This window comes from Qipengyuania gaetbuli, from assembly GCF_020171365.1.
Lineage (GTDB): Bacteria > Pseudomonadota > Alphaproteobacteria > Sphingomonadales > Sphingomonadaceae > Qipengyuania > Qipengyuania gaetbuli_B.
This window is the reverse complement of the sequence record NZ_JAIUZO010000002.1, coordinates 2148998-2167909: the sequence shown is the minus strand read 5'-3', so window position 1 is coordinate 2167909 and position 18912 is coordinate 2148998. Positions and strand designations below refer to the sequence as shown.

Below are 18912 nucleotides of genomic sequence, written 5' to 3'. Positions count from 1 at the left end.
CATGCTGTATCACTTCCTCCGCAAGCTCTATCGCGACACTTCAGGCGTCGGCTTCGTCGAACTGGCGCTCGCCGCCCCGCTGCTCGCGCTGCTGTTTCTCGGCATGGTCGATTTGTCGGTAATCGTGGCGACGCGCATCGACCTCGAGCAGGCGGCGCAGCAGACCACCGACCTCGCCCTTGCCAAGCGGCCCACTTCCACCGACACGAGCTATCTCGTGGCCGAGGCCCGGAACGCCAGCAACCGGCCGACCAGCGATATTCGCGTACAGCTGATCCTCGAGTGCGACGGGACGCAAGGCTACAGCTTCAACAGCAACTGCTCGCCCGGACAGGTCCAGAAGCGCTTCGTGAGCGTCGCAATCGACCAGCCCGTGTCGACCGGTTTCAACTGGCGCAACATGGGTGCCATGTTCAGCGGGACCACCGTTCCCTATTCGCCGACCACCGTGACCGGCGACAGCATCGTGAGGCTGCAATGACGCATCTCTTCAAGCGCCTGCGTCGCGACCGCGAAGGCTCCTTCGGGATCGAGTTCGCCATCGCGCTGCCCGTTCTGGTGGCGCTGATGATCGGCATCCTCAACTTCGGGCTGGTGCTCAACGCCAACGGGTCGATGCGTAATGCGATGGGCGAAGGCCTGCGACTGGCCAAGGTCGATCCGGCAGCGACCGACGCGACCGTCATCGCGACCACGCGCGCTGCGCTGATCGGGGTCGATCCGAACGCCGTCCAGACGCTGACCTTCCGGCGCGGCACGGTGAACAATGCCGAGACAGGCACGATGACCATGACCGTGCAGCTACGCCCGATCATCCCCTTTGCGATGATCCCGCCGATTACGCTGACGGAAACGAAGCAGATCTACCTGCCGAGCTGACCCCCTAGGGTTTGCCGCCGGTCAGGTATTCCTCGAGCTGGCCGAGCCGTTCCTTGCCGAACCACATTTCGGACCCGACGAAGAAGGTCGGGATACCGAAGGCTCCGCGTTCGACGGCCTGCGACGTATTGTCCACCAGCCGCTGCTTGACCTCCGCGTCCTGCGTTGCACCAAGCAGGCGCTGCGCATCGAAGCCGTTTTCGGCCAGCACGGCGGCCACTGCCTCGACATCGGAGCAGTCGATATTCCGCTCCCACACCGCCGGCTGGAGCGCATCGACGAGCGCCTGCATTTCCGGCTGGTCTTTCGCCGCCACGAGGACGCGCTGCAGCAGGATCGAATTGAACGGCAGCGCGGGATGCATCCGGAATTTCGTCATCGCATGGCGATCGAGGAAGCGCTGGAATTCGAGCGCGGCGTACGGGACTTTCCCCTTCACGTCCGCATCGCGCATCATCGGCGGCGCGTTTCCGGTGAGCTTGTGCATCCCGCCGAGGAAAACGGGCGTCACGACCAGCTCTGCGCCCGTACGCGCCACGATATCCTTCAGCGGATACCATGCGAGATAGCCATTGGGCGCGGCCAGATCGAGAATGAATTCGACCGTCTTGCTCATCAGAATTGCTCCTTCCACGGGCGCAGGTCCAGCTCGTGCGTCCATGCGTTACGCGGCTGTTTCCAGAGCCGCACATATTCTTCCGCGATACTGGCCGGCACCAGCAGGCGGTCTTCCGCCAGCCGTTTCTCCCAATCGGGGTATAGGCCGCGGATGAAATCGCCGTCCACCGCACCGTCGATCACCACATGGGCGACATGGATGCCCTCGGGCCCCAGTTCACGTGCCATCGATTGCGCCAGGGCCCGCAGAGCATGCTTTGCCCCGGCAAAGGCGGAGAATCCCGCCCCGCCGCGCAGGCTTGCAGTTGCTCCGGTAAACAGGATCGAACCCCGACCGCGCGGCGCCATGTGCCTTGCCGCCTCCCTGCCTGCGAGGAAGCCGGCAAAGGCCGCCATCTCCCACACCTTGCGATAGACCTGCGCGGTCGTGTCACGGATGCCGAAGCGCACATTCGCGCCGATGTTGAAGACGACCACTTCCAGCGGGCCGACCTCCCGCTCGATCCGTTCGAACAGGGCGACCGTGTCATCCTCGTCGCGCGCATCGACACCGAAGGCCATGGCGCTGCCGCCCTCGGCCTCGATTTCCGAAACCAGCCCGGCAAGTTTGTCCTCGTGGCGCGGGCGGCGGGTGACGCAGGCGGTCAGGCCTTCGCGCGCAAAGGCTTTGGCGATGGCGCCGCCCAGCCCGTCGCCTGCACCGACGACAAGGGCGGCAGGCCTGCTCACAGCCCCGCCGCCCCCAGAGCGCGGTCGAGGTCTTCCTTGACGTCCTGGACGTCCTCGAGCCCGACGTTGATACGCAGCAGGCCCTCTGTCACACCCATCTCGTCGCGCGCTTCCTGCGTCATGCCCGCATGGGTCGTGCTGGCCGGGTGGCACATGAGGCTGCGCGCATCGCCGATATTGTTCGAGATATCGACCAGTTCCAGCGCATCGAGGACGCGGAACGCCGTCGCGCGGTCGCCGACATCGAAAGCGAAAATCGGGCCTGTCGCGGTCATTTGCCTTGTCGCCAGTTCATGGCGCGGGTGGCTGGCAAGGCCCGGATGCAGCATCTTGGGCACACGGCCCTCGATCCCCTTGCCTAGGGCAACCGCATTCTCGCTCTGCTTCATTGCGCGCAGGCTCAGCGTCTCGAGGCCCTTGAGGACCACCCAGGCATTGAACGGCGCGATGTTCGGGCCGGTGTTGCGCTGGAACGGCAGCAGGACCTCGTCGATCCATTCCTGCGAAGCGCAGACCGCGCCTGCCAGGACCCTGCCCTGCCCGTCCATCAGCTTTGTGGCGGAATAAGCGACCACGTCGGCGCCGAAGTCCATCGGCCTTTGCAGCGCGCTGGTGGCAAAGGCATTGTCGACCACCGTCGTGATGCCGTGCGCCTTGGCGACGGCACAGACATGGGCGAGGTCGACCACGTCGAGCGTCGGATTGGCCGGAGTCTCGAAGAAGAAGACCTTGGTGTTGGGACGGATTGCCGCTTCCCACGCATCGTCATCGGCGCTGTCGACGACGGTCGTTTCGATACCGAAGCGGGGGAGGAGGTGGTCGAGCAGCCAGCGGCACGAGCCGAAGGCTGCGCGGGCACCCACGACATGGTCGCCTGCCGAAAGCTGGCACAGCAGCGCCGTGGTCATGGCCGCCATCCCGCTCGCCTGCGCACGGCAGGCCTCGGCACCCTCCATCAGAGCGATGCGCTCTTCCAGCATGGCGACGGTCGGGTTCTGGAGGCGCGAATAGGTCATGCCCTCTGCCTCACCCGCAAACCGGTCGGCAACCGTCTGCGCGTTGTCGTAGGTATAGCCGGATGTGAGGAACAGCGCCTCGCTGGTCTCGCCATGTTCGCTGCGCCAGGTGCCCCCGCGCACGGCCTGCGTGGCTGGCCGCCACTTCGAAGTGATCGAGCGATCTGTACCGGTGGTCTTTTTCATCGCCTGCGGGATAGCACGCGCAAAGCGTGCCGCAAGCGGGTCAGCCTTCGAGGGCGGAAAGCCCCGCTTGGCCAATGGACCCGCGCCCGACCGCCCTGAGCATCTGGGCGCCCTCGATCACTGTCAGCACCGCGCGCGCGCCCTCGGCAGGATTGGGATCGCTTTCTGGCAAGTGGTCGACGACCCAGTCGAGCAGCCGGTCCATTATCCTGCCAGCCGCATCGAGGTACGCCCTGTCACCGGCCGCACACCCTGCCACGATGTCCCACCAGACCCTGAAGAAGGGCGTGAATTCAGGCTGGCCGGTAATGTCGAACACCGTCTGCGCACAGGCACGCCGCGATACCGATCGCTGGGCGGGAAAGGCCGTATCGAGCGCCTGCGTGAACTGCAGCGCGAGGAAGTCCAACAAGGCTTCCACCAGCCTATCCTTGCTGCCGAAATGATAGATCAGCATCCGGTCGCTGGTGCCTGCCGACCTAGCGAGCGGCCGAAGCGACAAGTTCCCCAGCCCGTTCTGCATGACGTGGGCAGCCAGCGCTGGAAGCAGGGTTTCGCGCGACATACGGACCGTATTCATGCCTGACTTGTAGCGACTGCTACACACGGCTACAAGTGTAGCATCCGCTACATTCGACTCGGAGAATGCCTGTGTCCGCTTACGAAATCTTCGCCGCCGCCGGCCTCGTCTCGGTAGTCATTGCGCTCGGCTACATCCTCGCAGGTTCTCCGAAGATCGGCAGCGCCACTCTGGCAGCCGGCCTCGCGGCAGGGTTCGGAGCCTTCACCGCCGTGACGATCGCGCGCGAGGGCGTGCTGCTGGTCTGGACCAATCACACGGAAAACCTGTGGGGAGTGCAGGTCTGGTGGGATCTGCTGTTCGCAGTCGGAATCGCGGTATTCCTGATCGCTCCGCGGGCACGGGCGGCGGGAATGAACCTCTGGCCGTGGCTGGTCTTCGTCGCGGCAACCGCCAGCATCGGCCTGCTCGCCATGGTCGCACGCCTTTTCTGGCTGGAAGCGCGTACAGAAGCCTGATGCGGGTTGCGGCGCGCGCCGCCGCTGCCTAAGCCGCAGCGTGATGAGCCGCGCACCCGAGCAGCCCCGCGATCCGATTGCCTGGTGCGCCGCGCTTGCGGTCGGCTTCTGGCTGCTGGCGCTGTGGAACCTCGCCATTCCGAGCGCGCCCTATTTCGACGAGGTGCATTACCTCCCGGCTGCGCGCGAGCTGCTGGAGCTGGGCAATTTCACCAACCGCGAACATCCCATGTTCGGCAAGGAGATGATCGCGCTCGGCATTGCGATTTTCGGCGACAACCCTTGGGGATGGCGCCTGTTCTCCTCGCTCGCTGGGGCCCTCGCGCTTTTCGCGATCATGCGGGCGGTATGGTTCGCAACGCTGAGCCGGTTTGCGGTTCTGGCTGCGGGCACGCTTGTCGCGACCGGCTTCCACCTGTTCATCCATTCGCGCATCGCCATGCTCGACATCTTTATGGTCTGCGCAATCGCGCTGGCATATTGGCAACTGGCCGCCGCCATGCGCGAGCCAGAAACCGGCCGCCGCCGCCTTGTCCTAGCAGGGATCGCGCTGGGCCTCGCGATGGGGGCGAAATGGAATGCCGTGCCCCTCGCCATGGCGCCCGGTATCGCCTTCCTTGTGCTGAGGTGGTTCGCGGGCCGCCGCCGCCTGTTCCTGTCGCGGCGCGGGATGCCTGTGCCCGGCATGACGCTGGTCGAGGCTTTCCTGTGGCTCGGCGTCCTGCCGCTGTTCGTCTACTGGCTGACGTTCTGGCCCGCCTATTCGTTTCAGGTCGATGGCATAAAGGACGGTATTGCCGCGCATCACCGGCTGATGCTCGATCTCCAGACCCAGGTCCTCCAGAGCCATCCTTACGAGTCCACCTGGCCCGAATGGATGCTCAACCTGCGGGCCATCTGGTATCTGTATGAAAACGTGGACGGCGCGCAGCGGGGCGTACTCTTGGTAGGAAATCCGTTGACCATGCTGCTGGGCCTGCCGGCGCTCGTGTGGTGCGCGATGCGCGGCATTTCGCAGAAGTCGCCCGCGCACGGTGCCATCGCCGTGCTCTATGCCGTCAGCCTTGGCCTCTGGCTGGTCGCGGAGAAATCGACCCAGTTCTATTACCACTACTTCCTGCCGAGCACTTTCCTGCTGATTGCCCTGGCGCTCACGCTGGACGATCTTTGGCAGGCGGGCTGGCGCAAGGTTTCAGGCGCCGTGCTGGTGCTGAGCACACTGTTCTTCGTTTTCTTCTACGAAATCCTGGCCGCAGAGCCGTTGGCAGGACCAGACAGCTTCACGACCTGGGCGTGGATAGACGGCTGGAAGTAACCGGTCAGAACCGGCCCCAAACGAAGCGGCTCGACAGGGCGTAGTTCCATACCGATCCGATACCGATGCCGACCAGTGCTGCGACCAGTTCGTGGAAGCCGCGGTCGTGAAGCGTCGTTGCAACGGCCACGTTTGCGAACGCCCCGATCGAGCATGCCGCAATGAAGCTGGTCCAACCCCAGAATATCCGGTTCGCGCTTTTCAGGCGGCGGTCGCGATAGGTGAGGAAATTGTTCAGCCAGAAGTTGAACGTCATCGCACCGAAGGTCGCGGCGGCCTGGCTCCAGCTGAAGTTCGTGCCTGCAACCAGCAGAAATACATAAAGAATGGCCATGTGGACCAGCACGCCCAGCGCGCCGACCGTGCCGAACAGCGCAAAGCGGGTCGGGATAATCCTGCCGAAGCTCTTGTCGTAGAGGCCGGCGAGAAAATCCAGCGCGATGGCGCGGTCGAGCTTGCTTTCGCCCGAGCGGCGCGCGGAGAAATTCATCGGGAAATCCTTCACCTTGAGCGGTGTCTTGGAGGTCGCCAGCAGGTCGAGCAATATTTTGAAGCCGATCCCGGAAAGGTTCGGCACGAGACGCCGGGCGATTTCGGTCGGCAGGAGGAAGAAACCGCTCATCGGATCGGACAATTCGACGCCGGTGAGCCTGCGCGCGAGGCCGTTGGCGATGCTCGACAGCTTCTCGCGGTCGGGCCTGCCCCATTCCTCCATGCTCGCACCGTCGGCAAAGCGGCTGGCGACAGCGACGTCCGCCTCGCCTGCCTTCACGCTGGCGAGCATCACGGCGAGCAGCTTGGGATCGTGCTGGTGGTCGGCATCCATGACCGCGCAATAGGGGGCTGCAGTGGCGCAGAAGCCCTCGATTGCGGCGCTCGAAAGGCCCCGCCGCCCGATCCGCTGGATGACCCGGACACGCGGGTCGTGAAGCGCGATGCGCCGCGCCTCATCGGCAGTGCCGTCGGCGGAATTGTCGTCGACGATGAGCACTTCCCAGCCCGCCGGACCGAGTGCTTCCTCGATCCGCACGACAAGCGGGGCGAGATTGTCGCGCTCGTTGAGCGTCGGCAGGATAATGGCCAGTTCGAGCGGCCTTGCGGTCGCTGCGGTGCTTGCCGGCTGGGTTTGCGGATCCATGTCCATTGCATGGCCCGACTAGCGGGCAAATCTCAAGATATGCTTAGCAGGTTCCTAACCACGGCATCGCCGATTTCCCCCGTAGAGGCACTTCCGCCGAGGTCCGCGCCGCGGATTTCGCTCGACAACGTCTTCGCAGCTGCCCGTTCGATGCGGTTCGCCTCTTCCTCGAGCCCGAGCGAGTGGCGCAGCAGCATAGCGAGGCTGAGGATGGCGGCAATCGGATTGGCCTTGCCCTGCCCGGCAATGTCGGGCGCGCTGCCGTGGATCGGTTCGTAAAGGCCGAAGGTACCGAAGCCGGTCTGCCTTTCGCCAAGGCTGGCGCTCGCCAGCAGGCCGATCGAGCCCACGCAGGCGCTCGCCTGGTCCGACAGGATGTCGCCGAACAGATTGCCGGTGAGGACCACGTCGAACTGGCCGGGGCTGCGCACCATCTGCATGGCGGCATTGTCGACATACATGTGGTCGAGCTCGACATCGGGATATTCGGCCGCAACCTCGACGACCGCCTCGCGCCAGATGCGGCTGGTTTCGAGGACATTGGCCTTGTCGACGCTGGTCAGTTTCTTCCGGCGTTTCTGCGCGGCGCGGAAGCCGGTGTGCGCGATCCGGCGCACTTCCGCCTCGTTGTAGGACATGTCGTCCCACCCTTCACGCCCCCCGGCGCTGTCGCGTTCGCCCTTCTTGCCGAAGTAGACGTCGCCATTGAGCTCGCGCACGACCAGCAGGTCGATCCCCCGCGCCAATTCGGGCTTGAGCGGAGAGAGGTCTTCCAGGCCCGGGAAACCGGCAGCAGGGCGCAGGTTCGCAAACAGCCCCAGCTCACTGCGAAGGCCAAGGATCGCCTGTTCGGGCCGATGTTCGCGCGGGAGGCTATCGCATTCAGGATCGCCGACCGCGCCAAACAGCACGGCATCGGCCGCGCGGGCCATGTCCAGCGTTTCTGCGGGTAGCGGATGGCCATGGCGCTTGTAGGCAATTCCGCCGACATCGCCTTCGAACAGGACGAGACCCGGCAGGGACAGTGCATCGAGGACTTTCAGCGCCTCGCGCGTGACTTCGGGTCCGATGCCGTCTCCGGCCAATACCGCAATCTTCATGTTCCTATGCGTCCCAGCCGCTGCCTCAATACAGTCCTAGCGGCTAGAACGTCCGCCCGCGTGTCCGCAAGCAGGTAGCGGGCGATTTGGGCCTCGTTGCGGTCGAGAATTTCCAGAGCCGCGCCAAGCCCCGCTATCTCGGGCCGCTCGCCCCCATAGCCCAGTTCGCGCAGCAGGAGGATTTCGTAGCTCGCCAATGCAGGCGCCCAGCCGCGCGCCGAGGGCGCGTTGCAGATCGCATCGAGCAATGCTGCCAACGCGGCATAGAGGCTGGGATAGGGATTGCGTTCGGGAAGCGCGCTGGCCGTCAGTGCGCACACCCAGGCGATGGCAGAGGCCGGCAACGGCTCGCTCAACCACGGCCCGCGGCTTTGCGCGAGTTCGAGGCGGGCAAAGGGCAACTGGCTGTCCGACCGGGAGCGGATTTCCGCTTCGACGAGATTGCCGGGAATGACCACGGGGCGCAGCTGCCTGCCCCTGCCCCCGGCGACATAGGCCGCCACGACCCCGCTTTCTTCGGTCAGCATCCGCGCAATGACCGCGGTCTCGCCATGCGGGCGAGCGGCAAGCAGGATCGCGGGGGCGGACAGGTGCATGGCTAACCGTTAGGCGCGATCCCCGTGCGAGCCAATGCTTCGCGGGACGACTTGACGGCAAGGCCCTTCTTGCGGCCCATCGACCAGTTCTGCTGCATCCTGACTTCGGGATTGGGCGCGCACCAGATCTCGCCGGTTTCGTTGATCGCGGTGACCCAGAGCAAATTGTGTTCCGGCCCGTAATCGATGACGGCGAGCGCATAGCCGTCCCCGCGGCCGAGGACATGCAAGGGAATTGGCGGATCGAGCTGTGTCAGCATGGCGTCACCTTTCAAGCAGGTGACTCGCGCGGTCCCGACCGGTTCCTAAGCTGACCTTTGTGTAGTGGGATCAGCCCTGCCTGGCTTCGAGCGCAGCGATACGCTCGGCCAGCTTGTCGCATTCCTCACGCGCCTTGCTCGCCATCGCCTTGACTGCATCGAATTCCTCGCGGCTGACAAAATCCATCCCGCCGAAGGCTTCCTTGGCGCGTTCGCGCGCGCTTTCGCGTGCCTCACGCGTCATGCCGGCAAGCGTACCGGCAGCGGAATTGGCGAGTTTGACGAAGTCGGCGATGAGCGGGTTCTGGCTTTGCATGGCGGCTATCTAGGCGCGAAGTGCGCGCGCTTCAATTCCCGATGCGCACCCGTTCGGACGCGCCGCCTGCAGGCAGCCCGCCATCGGCATCAGGGTTGAGCTGCAAGAACTGCCAGTTGAGTGCGGTCGCGAAGAGCACCCATGCGAGGTAGGGCAGCAGCAGCATGGCCGCGAGCCGGCGCACCTTCCAGAACAGCGCGATGACGACCAGCAGCGTGATGTCGATCATGACCAGCACGACCAGCGCGGCGGTGATTTCCTTCATCCCGAAGAATACCGGGGTCCAGGCGAGGTTGAGCAGGAAATGGATCACGAAGGCGAGAATCGCCATGCCGCGACCGCGCGCGCCCCAAGCGGCGCAGACGAGGGCGATCGAAAGGCCGATCATCACGTAAAGGATCGTCCAGACGATGCCGAATGTCGCCGGGGGCGGATAGATGCCGGGTTTCACCAGGTTCTGGAACCACAGGCTGTTCGGGCCACCGAGCTGGCCGGCCAGGAAGCCCAGCAGGACGCACAGGGGCACGGTGAACAGTGCCCAGCGAATGAAACTTGCGCGAAGCTGGCCGCGCGAAGCCAATACGTTCATCGAAAACCCCCAGAGGCGATTCGTTTGATGCCCTTCTGGCTATCCGGCGACGTGCTGGCAACCGGGCCGCGCCAACCATGCCGCAACGGGACGCTTCAAACCTTCACCACACCGTGTTCGATGAGGCTTTTCGCGCAATCGACGATGCTTTCCTCGGCCGGACGCGTTTCCCAGCCCAGCCGGTTCTTCGCGTGGCTGGCATCGACGTGGCGCGATTTGCCGACCTCGCTCTTGATGGATTTGACACCCGGATTGAACAGCGAGAGTACCGAAACCATCCAGTTCGGCATCACCTTGGTCGGCACCTTTCGGGTGTGGGCGGCGGGCAGGCGTTCGCGCAGGATATCGGCGATCTCGATGATCTTGAGAAAGCGCCCTGCTGCAAGGAAACGCTCGCCACCCAGCCCTGGCTCTTCGAGGCAGCGGACATGGAGATCGGCAACGTCGCGCGTGTCGACGACGGCAAACCCCAGGTCGGGCGCCATCGGCATCGCACCTGCCAGCACCTGCCTCACCGCTTCGACCGAGGGCGAGAAATCCGCATCGTCCACGGGGCCCAGCACCATCGACGGATTGACCGACACGAACTCCATGTCCCCGCCCTGCTCTGCCACCCAGTCACGGGCTGCGCGTTCCGAAATCGTCTTGGACTTCACATAGGGATAGACATCGGGGTGGGTCACATCGGTCCAGTCGCTTTCGTCGACCGTGTATTCCTTCTCGTTCCGGCCATAGGCGACGGCGGCCATCGAACTGGTTTGGACGAAGCGCTTGACCCCCGCTTCCTTCGCAAACCGCAAGGCGCGCAGCGTGCCTTCGCGCGCGGGCACGATCATCTCGTTCTCGTCCTTGGGCGTGGCGGCAGCGATCGGGGAGGCGACGTGGGCGACATGCGTGCAGCCGGCATTGGCCGCTGCCCAGCCATCATCGCTCATCAATTCCGCCTCGAAAATCTTGAGCCGGTCCTCGCCCGGATTGCCCATCAGGGCACGCAGCCGCGCCTCGCTCTTGGCCTTGCTGCGCACGGTGGCGTGAACCGTCCACCCCTTCGCCAGAAGCTGGCGGATGAGTTCGCCCGCGATATAGCCCGTGCCGCCGGTTACGAGTACTGTGCCTGCCATCACTATCCTCCCTTTCAGGCAGGCTAGGCCGCACAGTTGCAAGGGGCAACGGAGTTTCAATGCGCAAGGTCGATTATCTGGTCATCGGCGCGGGTATCGCGGGCATGTCCGCTGCCGCGCGCCTCGCCCGGCATGGGTCCGTCGTGGTGTGCGAGGCCGAGAATGCACCTGGCGTACACGCCTCGGGCCGAAGCGCGGCCTTTGCCCATTTCGACATGGACGCGCCGCTGGTGAGGGCCCTTACTGCGGCCAGTATCCCGCTGCTGGTGGAGCCGGCGGCAAAGCGGCACCCTGCGCTGTTCATCGCGCTCGAAGGGCAGGAAGACGCGCTCGATCGCGTCGAGGCAGGCTACCGAAAATGGCAACCGGGCGTCACGCGCCTGACAGCCGACGAGGCGCGCGAACTGGTGCCTGTGCTTCGCGCCGGAGAAGGCGGGATCATCGGCGCCCTGCTCGACGATCAGGGACACAAGCTCGATGCGCACGCGATGCTGGAAGAGCATCGGCATTCGCTGATCGCTGGCGGTGGCGAAATCGCGACACGGGCGAGTGTCTCGGCGCTGCGCCATGACGGCTCCCGGTGGATCGCCGATACCGCCGGACAGAGCTACGCCGCCAAGATCGTCGTCAATGCAGCGGGAGCCTGGGTCGACGAGATTGCAAGGCTGGCCGGCGTCGTTCCCCTCGGCATCAGGCCGCTGCGCCGGACTGTCATCACCTTCGATGTACCGGGTGATTTCGACGTTTCGCCCTGGCCCTTCACCAAGACCGTCGGCCCGGGATTCTATATCGAGCCGGAGGGGCGCGGCCGCCTGCTCGCCTGCCCGATGGACGAACACGACAGCGAGCCCTGCGATGCGCAGCCCGAGGAAGAGGACGTCGCCCTTGCGGCGTGGCGGGTCGAGGAGGCCACGACGCTCACTATCCCGCGCCTTGCCAGCAAATGGGCGGGCCTGCGCAGTTTCGCGCCCGACCGCCTGCCGGTGTGCGGCTTCGATCCGGCAGCACCAGGCTTCTTCTGGTTGGCGGGACAGGGCGGTTTCGGATTGCAGACCTCACCGGCCATGGCGCTGGCGGCGGAAGCGTTAGCGACTTTGGGCGAATGGCCGGAAGAACTTTCCGGCGTCGGCGTCATGCCGCAGATGCTGGCGAGAGAGCGGCTGATACCGGCGCGCGGGTGAGCGCTTTGCCGCGGCTATTCGCTGTCTTTCGCCCGGAGGTCGCGGCTCCCGATGAACAGGATGAAGACCCACCACGCGACGACAAGCGCAAGTACGCCCAGTACAATCGGCCAGAAGTTGTCCTTCGCATTATCGAAGACGCCTGCCTCACCCATGGCGAGGAAACCGTAGAAGATCGCCGGCCCCCCAAGAATGGCTACCGACAGCATGATGGCGAGCATCAGCAGACCGCGATCTTTCTTCTTTTCTGCCCCGTCCATCGTCGAATTCTCCGCGTAACCTCTTGACCCGAATACTTATTACAGAATTCCCGAGATTTCGCAATTCGATGGAGGGGAACCGCCCTCAGCGCATCAGCACCAGTTCTTCCGCCATGGTCGGATGGATCGCGGTGGTCGCGTCGAAATCGGCCTTGGTGAGCCCCGCCTTCACGGCGATGGCGGCGGCCTGCATCATTTCCGGCGCTTCGGGCGCGATCATGTGGATGCCCACGATGCGCCCGCTGTCGCCGTCGCAGATCATCTTCATGAGGCTGCGTTCGTTGCGGCCCGCGAGAACGTTCTTCATCGGGCGGAAGTCGGAGAGGTACACCTTGACCGATCCGAGCGCGTTCTTCGCTTCGCCCTCGGTCATGCCGACCGCCGCGATAGGCGGGTGACTGAACACCGCGCTGGGGATGCAGGAATGATCGACCGCGACCGGATCACCCTTGCCGAAGACGGTCTGTGCGAAAGCCTGCCCTTCGCGAATGGCGACGGGGGTGAGCTGCACGCGGTCGGTCACGTCACCAACCGCATAGATGTGGTCGACATTGGTCTTGCTGAAACGGTCGACCTTGATCTCGCCATTGTCGCCCATCTCGACACCCGCCTTGTCGAGGCCCAGCCCGTCGGTGTTCGGGACGCGCCCGACGGCGAACATGACGAGGTCGGCCTTCTCCTCATCGCTGTCGCTCATCTTCACGAAATAGCCGCCGTCTTCGCACGGCTTGATATACTCGAAGGTCGTATTGAAGCGGAACTTGATCCCCTTCATCGTCGAGATCTGCAGCAGGCGATCGCGCACCGCCTCGTCATAGCTGCGCAGCAAGCGGTCGCCGCGATTGACCACGTGGACGTCGCAGCCGAACTCGTTCAAGATGCCGGCAAATTCATTGGCGATGTAGCCGCCGCCCGCGATGATTACCTTCTTGGGCAATTCGTCGAGATGGAAGGCCTCATTCGAACTGATCGCGTGCTCCGCGCCCTGGCACTCCGGCATGCGCGGACGCGCACCGGTGGCAACGAGGATGTACTTCGCCGTGACCTTGCGCCCGCTGGCCAGCGTGATCTCGTGCGGGCCGGTGATCTCGGCCCGCTCCTTGAAGATCGTCACCTCGTGGTTCTGGAGCGTGTCGGTATAGGCACCCTCCAGCCGGTCCACATCGGCCAGCACGTTGTCGCGCAGCACCTTCCAGTCGAATTTCTTCTCGCCGATCTCCCAGCCGAAGCGGGCGCAATCCTCGAGGTCTTCGGCGAAGTGCGCGCCATAGACGAGCATCTTCTTGGGTACGCAACCGCGAATGACGCAGGTCCCGCCGACCCGATGCTCTTCGGCAATCGCCACCCGGGCGCCGAGCGCCGAGGAAACGCGGCTCGCCCTGACGCCGCCCGACCCCGCGCCGATGGTAAAGAGGTCGTAGTCGTATTCGGTATCGGCCATCGGGAAACTCTCTGCTGCTTGCTCGGCGCTATTGCGGAGTGGTCCGGATTTGCCAAGCCGGTGGTTACATCAACCCGCGCGCTACTCGTATTCGTCGATGCCGGCGGCATAGGCCGGGGTGAGCCATGCCGCAGCGAAGGACGTGAGGCACATCCATGTCGTAGCGATGAGCAGGAACACGATCATCCAGTGTTTTTCCGACAGTGGCTGCCAGAACCAGCTGTTGTCGGCGAGCCCCATTGCCAGGGCCGCAAAAAGAGCGATGCCCGCAAGCGTGAGGTTGCCGCCCCACATGAAGGCCTTGAGGCGCATGGCCTTCTGCCATTCGTCGAGAGCCGGGCCGTCGGCGCGATGACCCAGTCCAGCGAGGCCGACCAGGTTCCCCGGCATCAACATCATGATCAACCAGAAGTTTTCGATTTCCGCATCCTTCAGGATCAAGACAATCGACAGGCCCCAGACCGCGACCAGCCATACACCGGTCATTATCATTAGGGTGCGGGGGGACACGCGACCGGACCAGGCCCAGTCTGAAAATCGTTCCGAGGCGCGCGTCACGAGGTCGCCTTTGTATTCCATGTCAGTTCCCTGCTCTTATTCAGTCGTTTTCGTCGAGATCGGCGGCGTAAGCAGGCGTCTTGCGCGCCGCCGCAATGATTGCGCACTGGATGGTGGCGCCGAGCATGAACATGCCGAATGCGCCCCATTCCACCTGGCTGACAGGGCGCCACAGTGCATCGGTTGCCGAAAGACCGACGGTATAGGCAGCCAGGGCCACCACCGGCACGACCCCGCCCGTGGCGATGGCATAATAGCGCATTTGCCGGTCGTGCTCGTCCAGTTCGCTGTCGTAGCCACTGCGCAGGGCCGATCGGGCGGTAAGTGCTACGGTCAAAAGTGTTATGGTCGAGGAAAAAATCGCCCGGTCGACCCATCCTGCAACCGCTGCGTAAAGTGCAATCGACGATAGTGACAACAGGAGCACCGCAAGTGCAATCTGGGTCGTGGGCGCCAGCATCGGCAACTGCTTGCGCCGGATTTTTCTCGATTCGTAAGTCATGCGTCCCTCCACTTGATCAGTCGTTTTCGTCGAGTTCGGCGGCGTAGGACGGCGTCAACCATCCAGTCACGATAATGCCGATCTGGGTCATCAGGCCGAGCAGGAAGAAGGACAGCGCGACCCATTCGAAGGATTGGCGCGGGTACCGGAGTCCGTCGTCGGCAAGGTTTCCGAGCAACAGCGACCACACCGCGACACCGACCAGCGGAACCATCGCCCCGATTGCATTGGCCTTCCAGTAGATCGCCAGTTCCCGCTCATCGAGCGGGCCGTTGCCCCGCGCCTTGTGATCGTTGAACAGCTTGATCGCGAGCGAGCCCATGGCCGCCGAAAAGACGATGCCCTGCCCGACCTTCGCGCCCTGCACTGCCAGGTACATCCCCATGAAGGTTAGCGACATGAAGATCAGCGTGGCCACGATCGTCGTTCTCGGGCCGATCTTGCCTGTGTGGACCTGCCGCCCGGTCACGCGCATGGCTGCGCGGTCGAGCCCTTCAGCGATCCTGTTGCCCTCGTAAGCCATTATTCGCGTCCCTTCGCCAATTGCTGCGACAGCGAGGGGAACGGTTCGAACGAAAAGACCATCTCCACCGGCACCCCGAACTGCTCGGCGATGGAGAGCGCCAATTCGAGGCTGGGCTTGTAATCGCCGCGCTCCAGGAAACCGATGGTCTGCGGGTTCACACCCACGGCATCGGCAAGATCACGACGGCTCAGCCCCGCATCGGCGCGGAACATGGCGATTCGGTTGTGTATCACCCTCGACATGCGAGTTTGATACGCAAATCGTTATGTTAACGCAACACTTAATTGCGATTTTATCTTATTTTGCAGCGCGAGGCCTGCCCTGCCCTCCGCGACGGCGGCGCGGACCGCCGCCGGGCCGTCCGCCCTGCCCGCCGCCCGAGCCGGCACCTTGCGGCTTGCCCTTGCGCGCAAGATGTTTCTGCTTGGGCTTCGGCTTGCGATTGGCGGCATCGCCGGTCGGGCGCACCTTTGGGCGGGCCAGCTTGGGCTTCTGCTCGCGCTTGGTCGGGCCGACGCCCTCAACCACGGCGCGAAAATTGTCCGGCAGCGGCAGGCGCTCGAACTCCGCGTCGGTCTTCTTGCGGATATCCTTTAGGTAATCGCGCTCGTCCTCGGCGCAGAACGCGATCGCCACGCCGTCGCGGCCCGCACGCGCGGTGCGGCCGATACGGTGGACATATTGTTCCGGCACGTTGGGCAGCTCGTAATTGATCACGTGGCTCACGCCCGGAATGTCGATCCCGCGCGCGGCAACGTCGGTCGCGACGAGAATCGGGGTCTTGGCGCGCTTGAATTCGTCGAGCGCGCGCTCGCGCTGCGGCTGGCTCTTGTTGCCGTGGATGGCATTGGCGGGAATGCCGGACTGGCCCAGCTTCTTCACCACGCGGTCGCAGCCATGCTTGGTGCGCGCGAAGATCAGCACGCGCTCGAACTTGCCCGGCACCGGGTGACGTTCGGACAGGATCATCTCGAGCAGGGTCTGCTTCTCGTCCTGCTGGACCATGAAGAGATACTGGTCGATGCGCTCTGCCGTCGTGCTTTCGGGCGTCACGCTGACCTTCACCGGGTTGCGGCAGTACTTGCCCACCAGTTCCTGGATCTGCTTCGGCATGGTCGCGCTGAAGAACAGCGTCTGGCGGTCTTCGGGAACCAGCTGGCTGATCCGGCGCAGCGCGTGGATGAAGCCGAGGTCGAGCATCTGGTCCGCTTCGTCGAGGACGAGGATTTCCACGCCGTCGAGCTTGAACGCCTTCTGGTCGATCAGGTCGAGCAGGCGGCCCGGCGTTGCGACGAGGATGTCGGTACCGCGGTGCAGCTTGTTGCGGTCCTTGTTGACCGAGGTGCCGCCGACGATGGAATGGACCTTGAGACCGGCGAGCGCGCCATAGTCCTTGGCGCTGTCGGCGATCTGGCCTGCCAGCTCGCGCGTCGGAGCAAGCACCAGCATGCGGCACGACTTGAACGGCGTCTGCCTGTCGGCTTCGCGAAGGTTGTCGATGCTGGGCAGCATGAAGGCCGCTGTCTTGCCGGTGCCGGTCTGCGCGATGCCGAGCAGGTCGCGGCCTTCGAGCACGCGCGGAATGGCCTGTGCCTGGATCGGCGTGGGTTCGGTATAGCCCTTGATGTCGAGGGCCTGGAGGACGGGCTGCGACAGCCCGAGGTCGGTGAACTGGGTCATGTTTACTCGCAATATGCTTGCGGCGCGCAGACGGATGCCACTTGGAATCCGGGCGCGGCGCGGGTGACGGGCACCCACAAAAGTATTACTTTCGTGGGACCCAACAAACGACCCGCGTGAAAAGGGAAGTCCTTGGAAAATCAACGAGGCGCGGCCGGGGCAATGGATGTCTCTCACATCGCCGCTTCACGCTGGCTAGCGCGCTTCGATGGCGGCCATGTGGGGGCAGGAGGCACGAAAGTCAAAGCATTCCTGTCGCGCATCGCTTCGCGGGTTTCGAAGGCATCGCTTGCCCAGCCTTCGCAGATGGGGAATATTTCTCCGCTTCGGGGATAGACTTGGGCGAGCGGCACGGATGGCAAAGCGGATCGGATTGACAGTATTGGCGGTCGCGCTGGCGGGACTACTGTTCGGATGGATGTTCCAGCGGCAGGTTGGCGAGGCCCTGTTCGAGCGGGCGGTTGCACAAAACCTGGCGCGCGACACCGTGAGAGACCTGCCCGACGGCCTCCATGTCGGCCTGTGCGGGACCGGTTCCCCGCTCCCGAACCTCGAGCGGGCCGGCCCCTGCAACATCGTCGTGGCAGGCGAACGGCTGTTCGCGGTCGACATCGGCGAAGGCGGCGGCGAGACGCTGGGGCTGATGGGCTTCAATGCCGGTGATGTGCAGGCCCTGTTCCTGACCCATTTCCACTCCGATCACATCGACGGTTTCGGCCCGCTGCAATTGTTCCACTGGACCCGCGGCGCCGCCCGCGCGCCCTTGCCCGTCTACGGCCCCGCTGGAGTCGAAGCCGTGGTCGACGGGTTCAACGCGGCCTATGCGACCGACAAGACCTATCGCATAGCGCATCACGGCGAGGCGGTAGCGCCGCCCACGGGTAGCGGTGGGGCCGCCATGCCTTTCGAACTGCCGACCTCCAGCGCGGTCGTGTATGACGAAGGCGGCCTGGTCGTCACTGCATTCCGCGTCGACCATTCCCCGGTCGAGCCTGCAGTTGGCTATCGCTTCGATTACAAGGGACGCTCGGCCTGCATCAGCGGCGACACTGTCAGGTCATCCAATCTCGAAGCGGTCTGCAAAGGGGTCGACCTGCTCGTGCACGAGGCTCTCCAGACCACGCTCGTGGGCAAGATGCGCGATACCATGGGCGAGCAAGGCAATGCCAATGCCGCCCAGATCTTCGCCGATATCATGGATTATCACACGACCCCCAAGCAGGCGGCACAGAGCGCGGCGGCGAGCGGGGCGAAGATGCTGGTCCTAACCCACTTGGTCCCGCCCCTGCCCAGCGCGATCCTTTATCCGGCCTTCCTCGAAGATGCGGACCGGCATTTCGATGGCCCGATCGTCGTGGGCGAGGATGGCATGCTGTTCTCGCTGCCCGCAGGGTCCGGCGAAATCGAACGCAGTCTGCACCTTTGATGCACCAAAAAAGGCCGCCCCTTGCGGGACGGCCTCTGTTCGGGGCGGGTTGGCTGGCGCGCGATCAGGCGGCCTTCTTGCCCGCAAGTGCGTGGACGTCGGCAGCGCCGAGCAGCTGGCCGCCGATGCCCCAGTCGCCCTGTTCGACTTCCATGATGCGCACCCAGGTCACGGGGCGCATGGCTTCGCCTTCGACTTCGACCATGGCTTCGGTCACCTTGCCGATGAGGTCCTTCTTCTGGTCGTTGGTGAAAACGTTCTTGATCACGTCGATGGTAACGAGCGGCATTGGTATTCTCCTTGGATAGTATCGTTTCTGAAGTGTCGATCGGTCTGTTCCGATGACCTGTCGATACGTCCTGCCGCACCTCCATGCTTGACCTCGGCATGAAGATGTCTGACCTTTTCATGGAGATTTTCCGCAATCGGGGATGTTC

The 18912-nt window shown here is 64.1% G+C and carries 25 protein-coding genes; 6 read left to right on the top strand and 19 right to left on the bottom strand.

All coding sequences use genetic code 11. The features are described from left to right. Position 1 precedes the first annotated feature (1 nt). Positions 2-481 carry a TadE/TadG family type IV pilus assembly protein gene (locus tag LCL94_RS11245; protein ID WP_160606436.1) on the top strand — a complete coding sequence of 160 codons (480 nt, stop codon included), beginning with the start codon at positions 2-4 and terminating at the stop codon, positions 479-481. Then, a complete protein-coding gene (locus LCL94_RS11240; protein WP_160606434.1) occupies positions 478-879 on the top strand; it encodes a TadE/TadG family type IV pilus assembly protein in 402 nt (133 codons plus the stop codon). Before LCL94_RS11245 ends, LCL94_RS11240 begins: the two co-directional genes overlap by 4 nt. 4 nt (positions 880-883) lie before the next feature. Here LCL94_RS11240 and LCL94_RS11235 read toward each other — a convergent pair whose 3' ends face one another. Genes LCL94_RS11235 through LCL94_RS11220 form a run of 4 tightly spaced genes read right to left on the bottom strand, consistent with a single transcriptional unit; the run spans position 884 to position 4008 of the window. Further along, the gene (locus LCL94_RS11235; RefSeq protein WP_224832274.1) at positions 884-1495 is read right to left on the bottom strand and encodes a 2-hydroxychromene-2-carboxylate isomerase; all 612 of its coding nucleotides are present in this window, start codon (positions 1493-1495) and stop codon (positions 884-886) included. Further along, positions 1495-2226, bottom strand: coding sequence for an SDR family oxidoreductase (locus LCL94_RS11230; RefSeq protein WP_224832273.1), 732 nt, complete (start codon positions 2224-2226; stop codon positions 1495-1497). The genes LCL94_RS11235 and LCL94_RS11230 overlap by 1 nt, the downstream gene beginning before the upstream one ends. Continuing rightward, a complete protein-coding gene (locus LCL94_RS11225) occupies positions 2223-3428 on the bottom strand; it encodes a trans-sulfuration enzyme family protein (protein WP_224832272.1) in 1206 nt (401 codons plus the stop codon). Before LCL94_RS11225 ends, LCL94_RS11230 begins: the two co-directional genes overlap by 4 nt. A 40-nt stretch (positions 3429-3468) precedes the next feature. Beyond that, positions 3469-4008, bottom strand: a complete 540-nt coding sequence (locus LCL94_RS11220; RefSeq protein ID WP_224832271.1) for a TetR/AcrR family transcriptional regulator — start codon at positions 4006-4008, stop codon at positions 3469-3471. A gap of 65 nt (positions 4009-4073) precedes the next feature. On the opposite strand from LCL94_RS11220, the gene LCL94_RS11215 reads away from it, so the two are divergent. Both LCL94_RS11215 and LCL94_RS11210 read left to right on the top strand, forming a co-directional pair. Then, positions 4074-4466 carry a hypothetical protein gene (locus LCL94_RS11215; protein ID WP_412070779.1) on the top strand — a complete coding sequence of 131 codons (393 nt, stop codon included), beginning with the start codon at positions 4074-4076 and terminating at the stop codon, positions 4464-4466. A gap of 43 nt (positions 4467-4509) precedes the next feature. Next, entirely contained in the window at positions 4510-5781 is a 1272-nt protein-coding gene (locus tag LCL94_RS11210; RefSeq protein WP_224832269.1) for a phospholipid carrier-dependent glycosyltransferase, read from the top strand. Between the two features lie 4 nt (positions 5782-5785). Here the strand turns inward: LCL94_RS11210 and LCL94_RS11205 are convergent, their stop codons facing one another. The 7 genes from LCL94_RS11205 to LCL94_RS11175 all read right to left on the bottom strand — a co-directional run bounded on the left by LCL94_RS11205 (position 5786) and on the right by LCL94_RS11175 (position 10901). Then, positions 5786-6919, bottom strand: coding sequence for a glycosyltransferase family 2 protein (locus tag LCL94_RS11205; RefSeq protein WP_224832268.1), 1134 nt, complete (start codon positions 6917-6919; stop codon positions 5786-5788). A gap of 32 nt (positions 6920-6951) precedes the next feature. Beyond that, positions 6952-8019 carry a 3-isopropylmalate dehydrogenase gene (leuB, locus tag LCL94_RS11200; protein WP_224832267.1) on the bottom strand — a complete coding sequence of 356 codons (1068 nt, stop codon included), beginning with the start codon at positions 8017-8019 and terminating at the stop codon, positions 6952-6954. Further along, the gene (gene recO / locus LCL94_RS11195; RefSeq protein ID WP_224832266.1) at positions 8016-8615 is read right to left on the bottom strand and encodes a DNA repair protein RecO; all 600 of its coding nucleotides are present in this window, start codon (positions 8613-8615) and stop codon (positions 8016-8018) included. Before recO ends, leuB begins: the two co-directional genes overlap by 4 nt. 2 nt (positions 8616-8617) lie before the next feature. Next, positions 8618-8875: a hypothetical protein gene (locus LCL94_RS11190; protein WP_224832265.1), complete on the bottom strand. Its 258-nt coding sequence runs from the start codon at positions 8873-8875 to the stop codon at positions 8618-8620. 70 nt (positions 8876-8945) lie between these two features. Next, positions 8946-9191 (bottom strand): accessory factor UbiK family protein, encoded by a 246-nt coding sequence (locus tag LCL94_RS11185; RefSeq protein WP_222554276.1) that lies wholly within the window; start codon positions 9189-9191, stop codon positions 8946-8948. 31 nt (positions 9192-9222) lie between these two features. After that, positions 9223-9780, bottom strand: coding sequence for a TspO/MBR family protein (locus LCL94_RS11180; protein WP_224832264.1), 558 nt, complete (start codon positions 9778-9780; stop codon positions 9223-9225). Between the two features lie 95 nt (positions 9781-9875). Then, positions 9876-10901, bottom strand: a complete 1026-nt coding sequence (locus LCL94_RS11175; protein ID WP_224832263.1) for an NAD-dependent epimerase/dehydratase family protein — start codon at positions 10899-10901, stop codon at positions 9876-9878. A 59-nt stretch (positions 10902-10960) separates the two neighbouring features. On the opposite strand from LCL94_RS11175, the gene LCL94_RS11170 reads away from it, so the two are divergent. Next, the gene (locus tag LCL94_RS11170; protein WP_224832262.1) at positions 10961-12082 is read left to right on the top strand and encodes an NAD(P)/FAD-dependent oxidoreductase; all 1122 of its coding nucleotides are present in this window, start codon (positions 10961-10963) and stop codon (positions 12080-12082) included. 14 nt (positions 12083-12096) lie between these two features. Here LCL94_RS11170 and LCL94_RS11165 read toward each other — a convergent pair whose 3' ends face one another. From LCL94_RS11165 to LCL94_RS11135, 7 genes are all read right to left on the bottom strand, one after another. Next, a complete protein-coding gene (locus LCL94_RS11165; protein ID WP_224832261.1) occupies positions 12097-12342 on the bottom strand; it encodes a hypothetical protein in 246 nt (81 codons plus the stop codon). Between the two features lie 85 nt (positions 12343-12427). Next, on the bottom strand, positions 12428-13783 hold the full coding sequence (gene gorA, locus LCL94_RS11160; RefSeq protein WP_224832260.1) for a glutathione-disulfide reductase: 1356 nt from the start codon (positions 13781-13783) through the stop codon (positions 12428-12430). A gap of 81 nt (positions 13784-13864) precedes the next feature. Then, on the bottom strand, positions 13865-14362 hold the full coding sequence (locus LCL94_RS11155; protein WP_224832259.1) for a hypothetical protein: 498 nt from the start codon (positions 14360-14362) through the stop codon (positions 13865-13867). 19 nt (positions 14363-14381) lie between these two features. Continuing rightward, positions 14382-14843 (bottom strand): hypothetical protein, encoded by a 462-nt coding sequence (locus tag LCL94_RS11150; RefSeq protein WP_224832258.1) that lies wholly within the window; start codon positions 14841-14843, stop codon positions 14382-14384. Positions 14844-14859: 16 nt separating this feature from the next. Next, positions 14860-15366, bottom strand: coding sequence for a hypothetical protein (locus tag LCL94_RS11145; RefSeq protein WP_224832257.1), 507 nt, complete (start codon positions 15364-15366; stop codon positions 14860-14862). Then, positions 15366-15611: a helix-turn-helix transcriptional regulator gene (locus tag LCL94_RS11140; protein ID WP_160606402.1), complete on the bottom strand. Its 246-nt coding sequence runs from the start codon at positions 15609-15611 to the stop codon at positions 15366-15368. Before LCL94_RS11140 ends, LCL94_RS11145 begins: the two co-directional genes overlap by 1 nt. Positions 15612-15666: 55 nt before the next feature. Next, positions 15667-17049: a DEAD/DEAH box helicase gene (locus tag LCL94_RS11135; RefSeq protein ID WP_224832256.1), complete on the bottom strand. Its 1383-nt coding sequence runs from the start codon at positions 17047-17049 to the stop codon at positions 15667-15669. Positions 17050-17404: 355 nt separating this feature from the next. Between LCL94_RS11135 and LCL94_RS11130 the strand changes: the two genes are divergently transcribed. Beyond that, positions 17405-18475, top strand: coding sequence for an MBL fold metallo-hydrolase (locus tag LCL94_RS11130; protein WP_224832255.1), 1071 nt, complete (start codon positions 17405-17407; stop codon positions 18473-18475). Between the two features lie 64 nt (positions 18476-18539). Here the strand turns inward: LCL94_RS11130 and LCL94_RS11125 are convergent, their stop codons facing one another. Then, positions 18540-18764 carry a tautomerase family protein gene (locus LCL94_RS11125; protein ID WP_224832254.1) on the bottom strand — a complete coding sequence of 75 codons (225 nt, stop codon included), beginning with the start codon at positions 18762-18764 and terminating at the stop codon, positions 18540-18542. Between the last annotated feature and the right edge of the window lie 148 nt (positions 18765-18912).

Bases quoted from the DNA above. Each gene is read 5' to 3' on its own strand.
- LCL94_RS11245 (WP_160606436.1), top strand. From the start codon at position 2: ATGCTGTATCACTTCCTCCGCAAGCTCTATCGCGACACTTCAGGCGTC.
- LCL94_RS11240 (WP_160606434.1), top strand. From the start codon at position 478: ATGACGCATCTCTTCAAGCGCCTGCGTCGCGACCGCGAAGGCTCCTTC.
- LCL94_RS11235 (WP_224832274.1), bottom strand. From the start codon at position 1,495: ATGAGCAAGACGGTCGAATTCATTCTCGATCTGGCCGCGCCCAATGGC.
- LCL94_RS11225 (WP_224832272.1), bottom strand. From the start codon at position 3,428: ATGAAAAAGACCACCGGTACAGATCGCTCGATCACTTCGAAGTGGCGG.
- LCL94_RS11220 (WP_224832271.1), bottom strand. From the start codon at position 4,008: ATGAATACGGTCCGTATGTCGCGCGAAACCCTGCTTCCAGCGCTGGCT.
- LCL94_RS11215 (WP_412070779.1), top strand. From the start codon at position 4,074: ATGCCTGTGTCCGCTTACGAAATCTTCGCCGCCGCCGGCCTCGTCTCG.
- LCL94_RS11210 (WP_224832269.1), top strand. From the start codon at position 4,510: ATGAGCCGCGCACCCGAGCAGCCCCGCGATCCGATTGCCTGGTGCGCC.
- LCL94_RS11205 (WP_224832268.1), bottom strand. From the start codon at position 6,919: ATGGATCCGCAAACCCAGCCGGCAAGCACCGCAGCGACCGCAAGGCCG.
- leuB (WP_224832267.1), bottom strand. From the start codon at position 8,019: ATGAAGATTGCGGTATTGGCCGGAGACGGCATCGGACCCGAAGTCACG.
- recO (WP_224832266.1), bottom strand. From the start codon at position 8,615: ATGCACCTGTCCGCCCCCGCGATCCTGCTTGCCGCTCGCCCGCATGGC.
- LCL94_RS11190 (WP_224832265.1), bottom strand. From the start codon at position 8,875: ATGCTGACACAGCTCGATCCGCCAATTCCCTTGCATGTCCTCGGCCGC.
- LCL94_RS11185 (WP_222554276.1), bottom strand. From the start codon at position 9,191: ATGCAAAGCCAGAACCCGCTCATCGCCGACTTCGTCAAACTCGCCAAT.
- LCL94_RS11180 (WP_224832264.1), bottom strand. From the start codon at position 9,780: ATGAACGTATTGGCTTCGCGCGGCCAGCTTCGCGCAAGTTTCATTCGC.
- LCL94_RS11175 (WP_224832263.1), bottom strand. From the start codon at position 10,901: ATGGCAGGCACAGTACTCGTAACCGGCGGCACGGGCTATATCGCGGGC.
- LCL94_RS11170 (WP_224832262.1), top strand. From the start codon at position 10,961: ATGCGCAAGGTCGATTATCTGGTCATCGGCGCGGGTATCGCGGGCATG.
- LCL94_RS11165 (WP_224832261.1), bottom strand. From the start codon at position 12,342: ATGGACGGGGCAGAAAAGAAGAAAGATCGCGGTCTGCTGATGCTCGCC.
- gorA (WP_224832260.1), bottom strand. From the start codon at position 13,783: ATGGCCGATACCGAATACGACTACGACCTCTTTACCATCGGCGCGGGG.
- LCL94_RS11155 (WP_224832259.1), bottom strand. From the start codon at position 14,362: ATGGAATACAAAGGCGACCTCGTGACGCGCGCCTCGGAACGATTTTCA.
- LCL94_RS11150 (WP_224832258.1), bottom strand. From the start codon at position 14,843: ATGACTTACGAATCGAGAAAAATCCGGCGCAAGCAGTTGCCGATGCTG.
- LCL94_RS11145 (WP_224832257.1), bottom strand. From the start codon at position 15,366: ATGGCTTACGAGGGCAACAGGATCGCTGAAGGGCTCGACCGCGCAGCC.
- LCL94_RS11140 (WP_160606402.1), bottom strand. From the start codon at position 15,611: ATGTCGAGGGTGATACACAACCGAATCGCCATGTTCCGCGCCGATGCG.
- LCL94_RS11135 (WP_224832256.1), bottom strand. From the start codon at position 17,049: ATGACCCAGTTCACCGACCTCGGGCTGTCGCAGCCCGTCCTCCAGGCC.
- LCL94_RS11130 (WP_224832255.1), top strand. From the start codon at position 17,405: ATGGCAAAGCGGATCGGATTGACAGTATTGGCGGTCGCGCTGGCGGGA.
- LCL94_RS11125 (WP_224832254.1), bottom strand. From the start codon at position 18,764: ATGCCGCTCGTTACCATCGACGTGATCAAGAACGTTTTCACCAACGAC.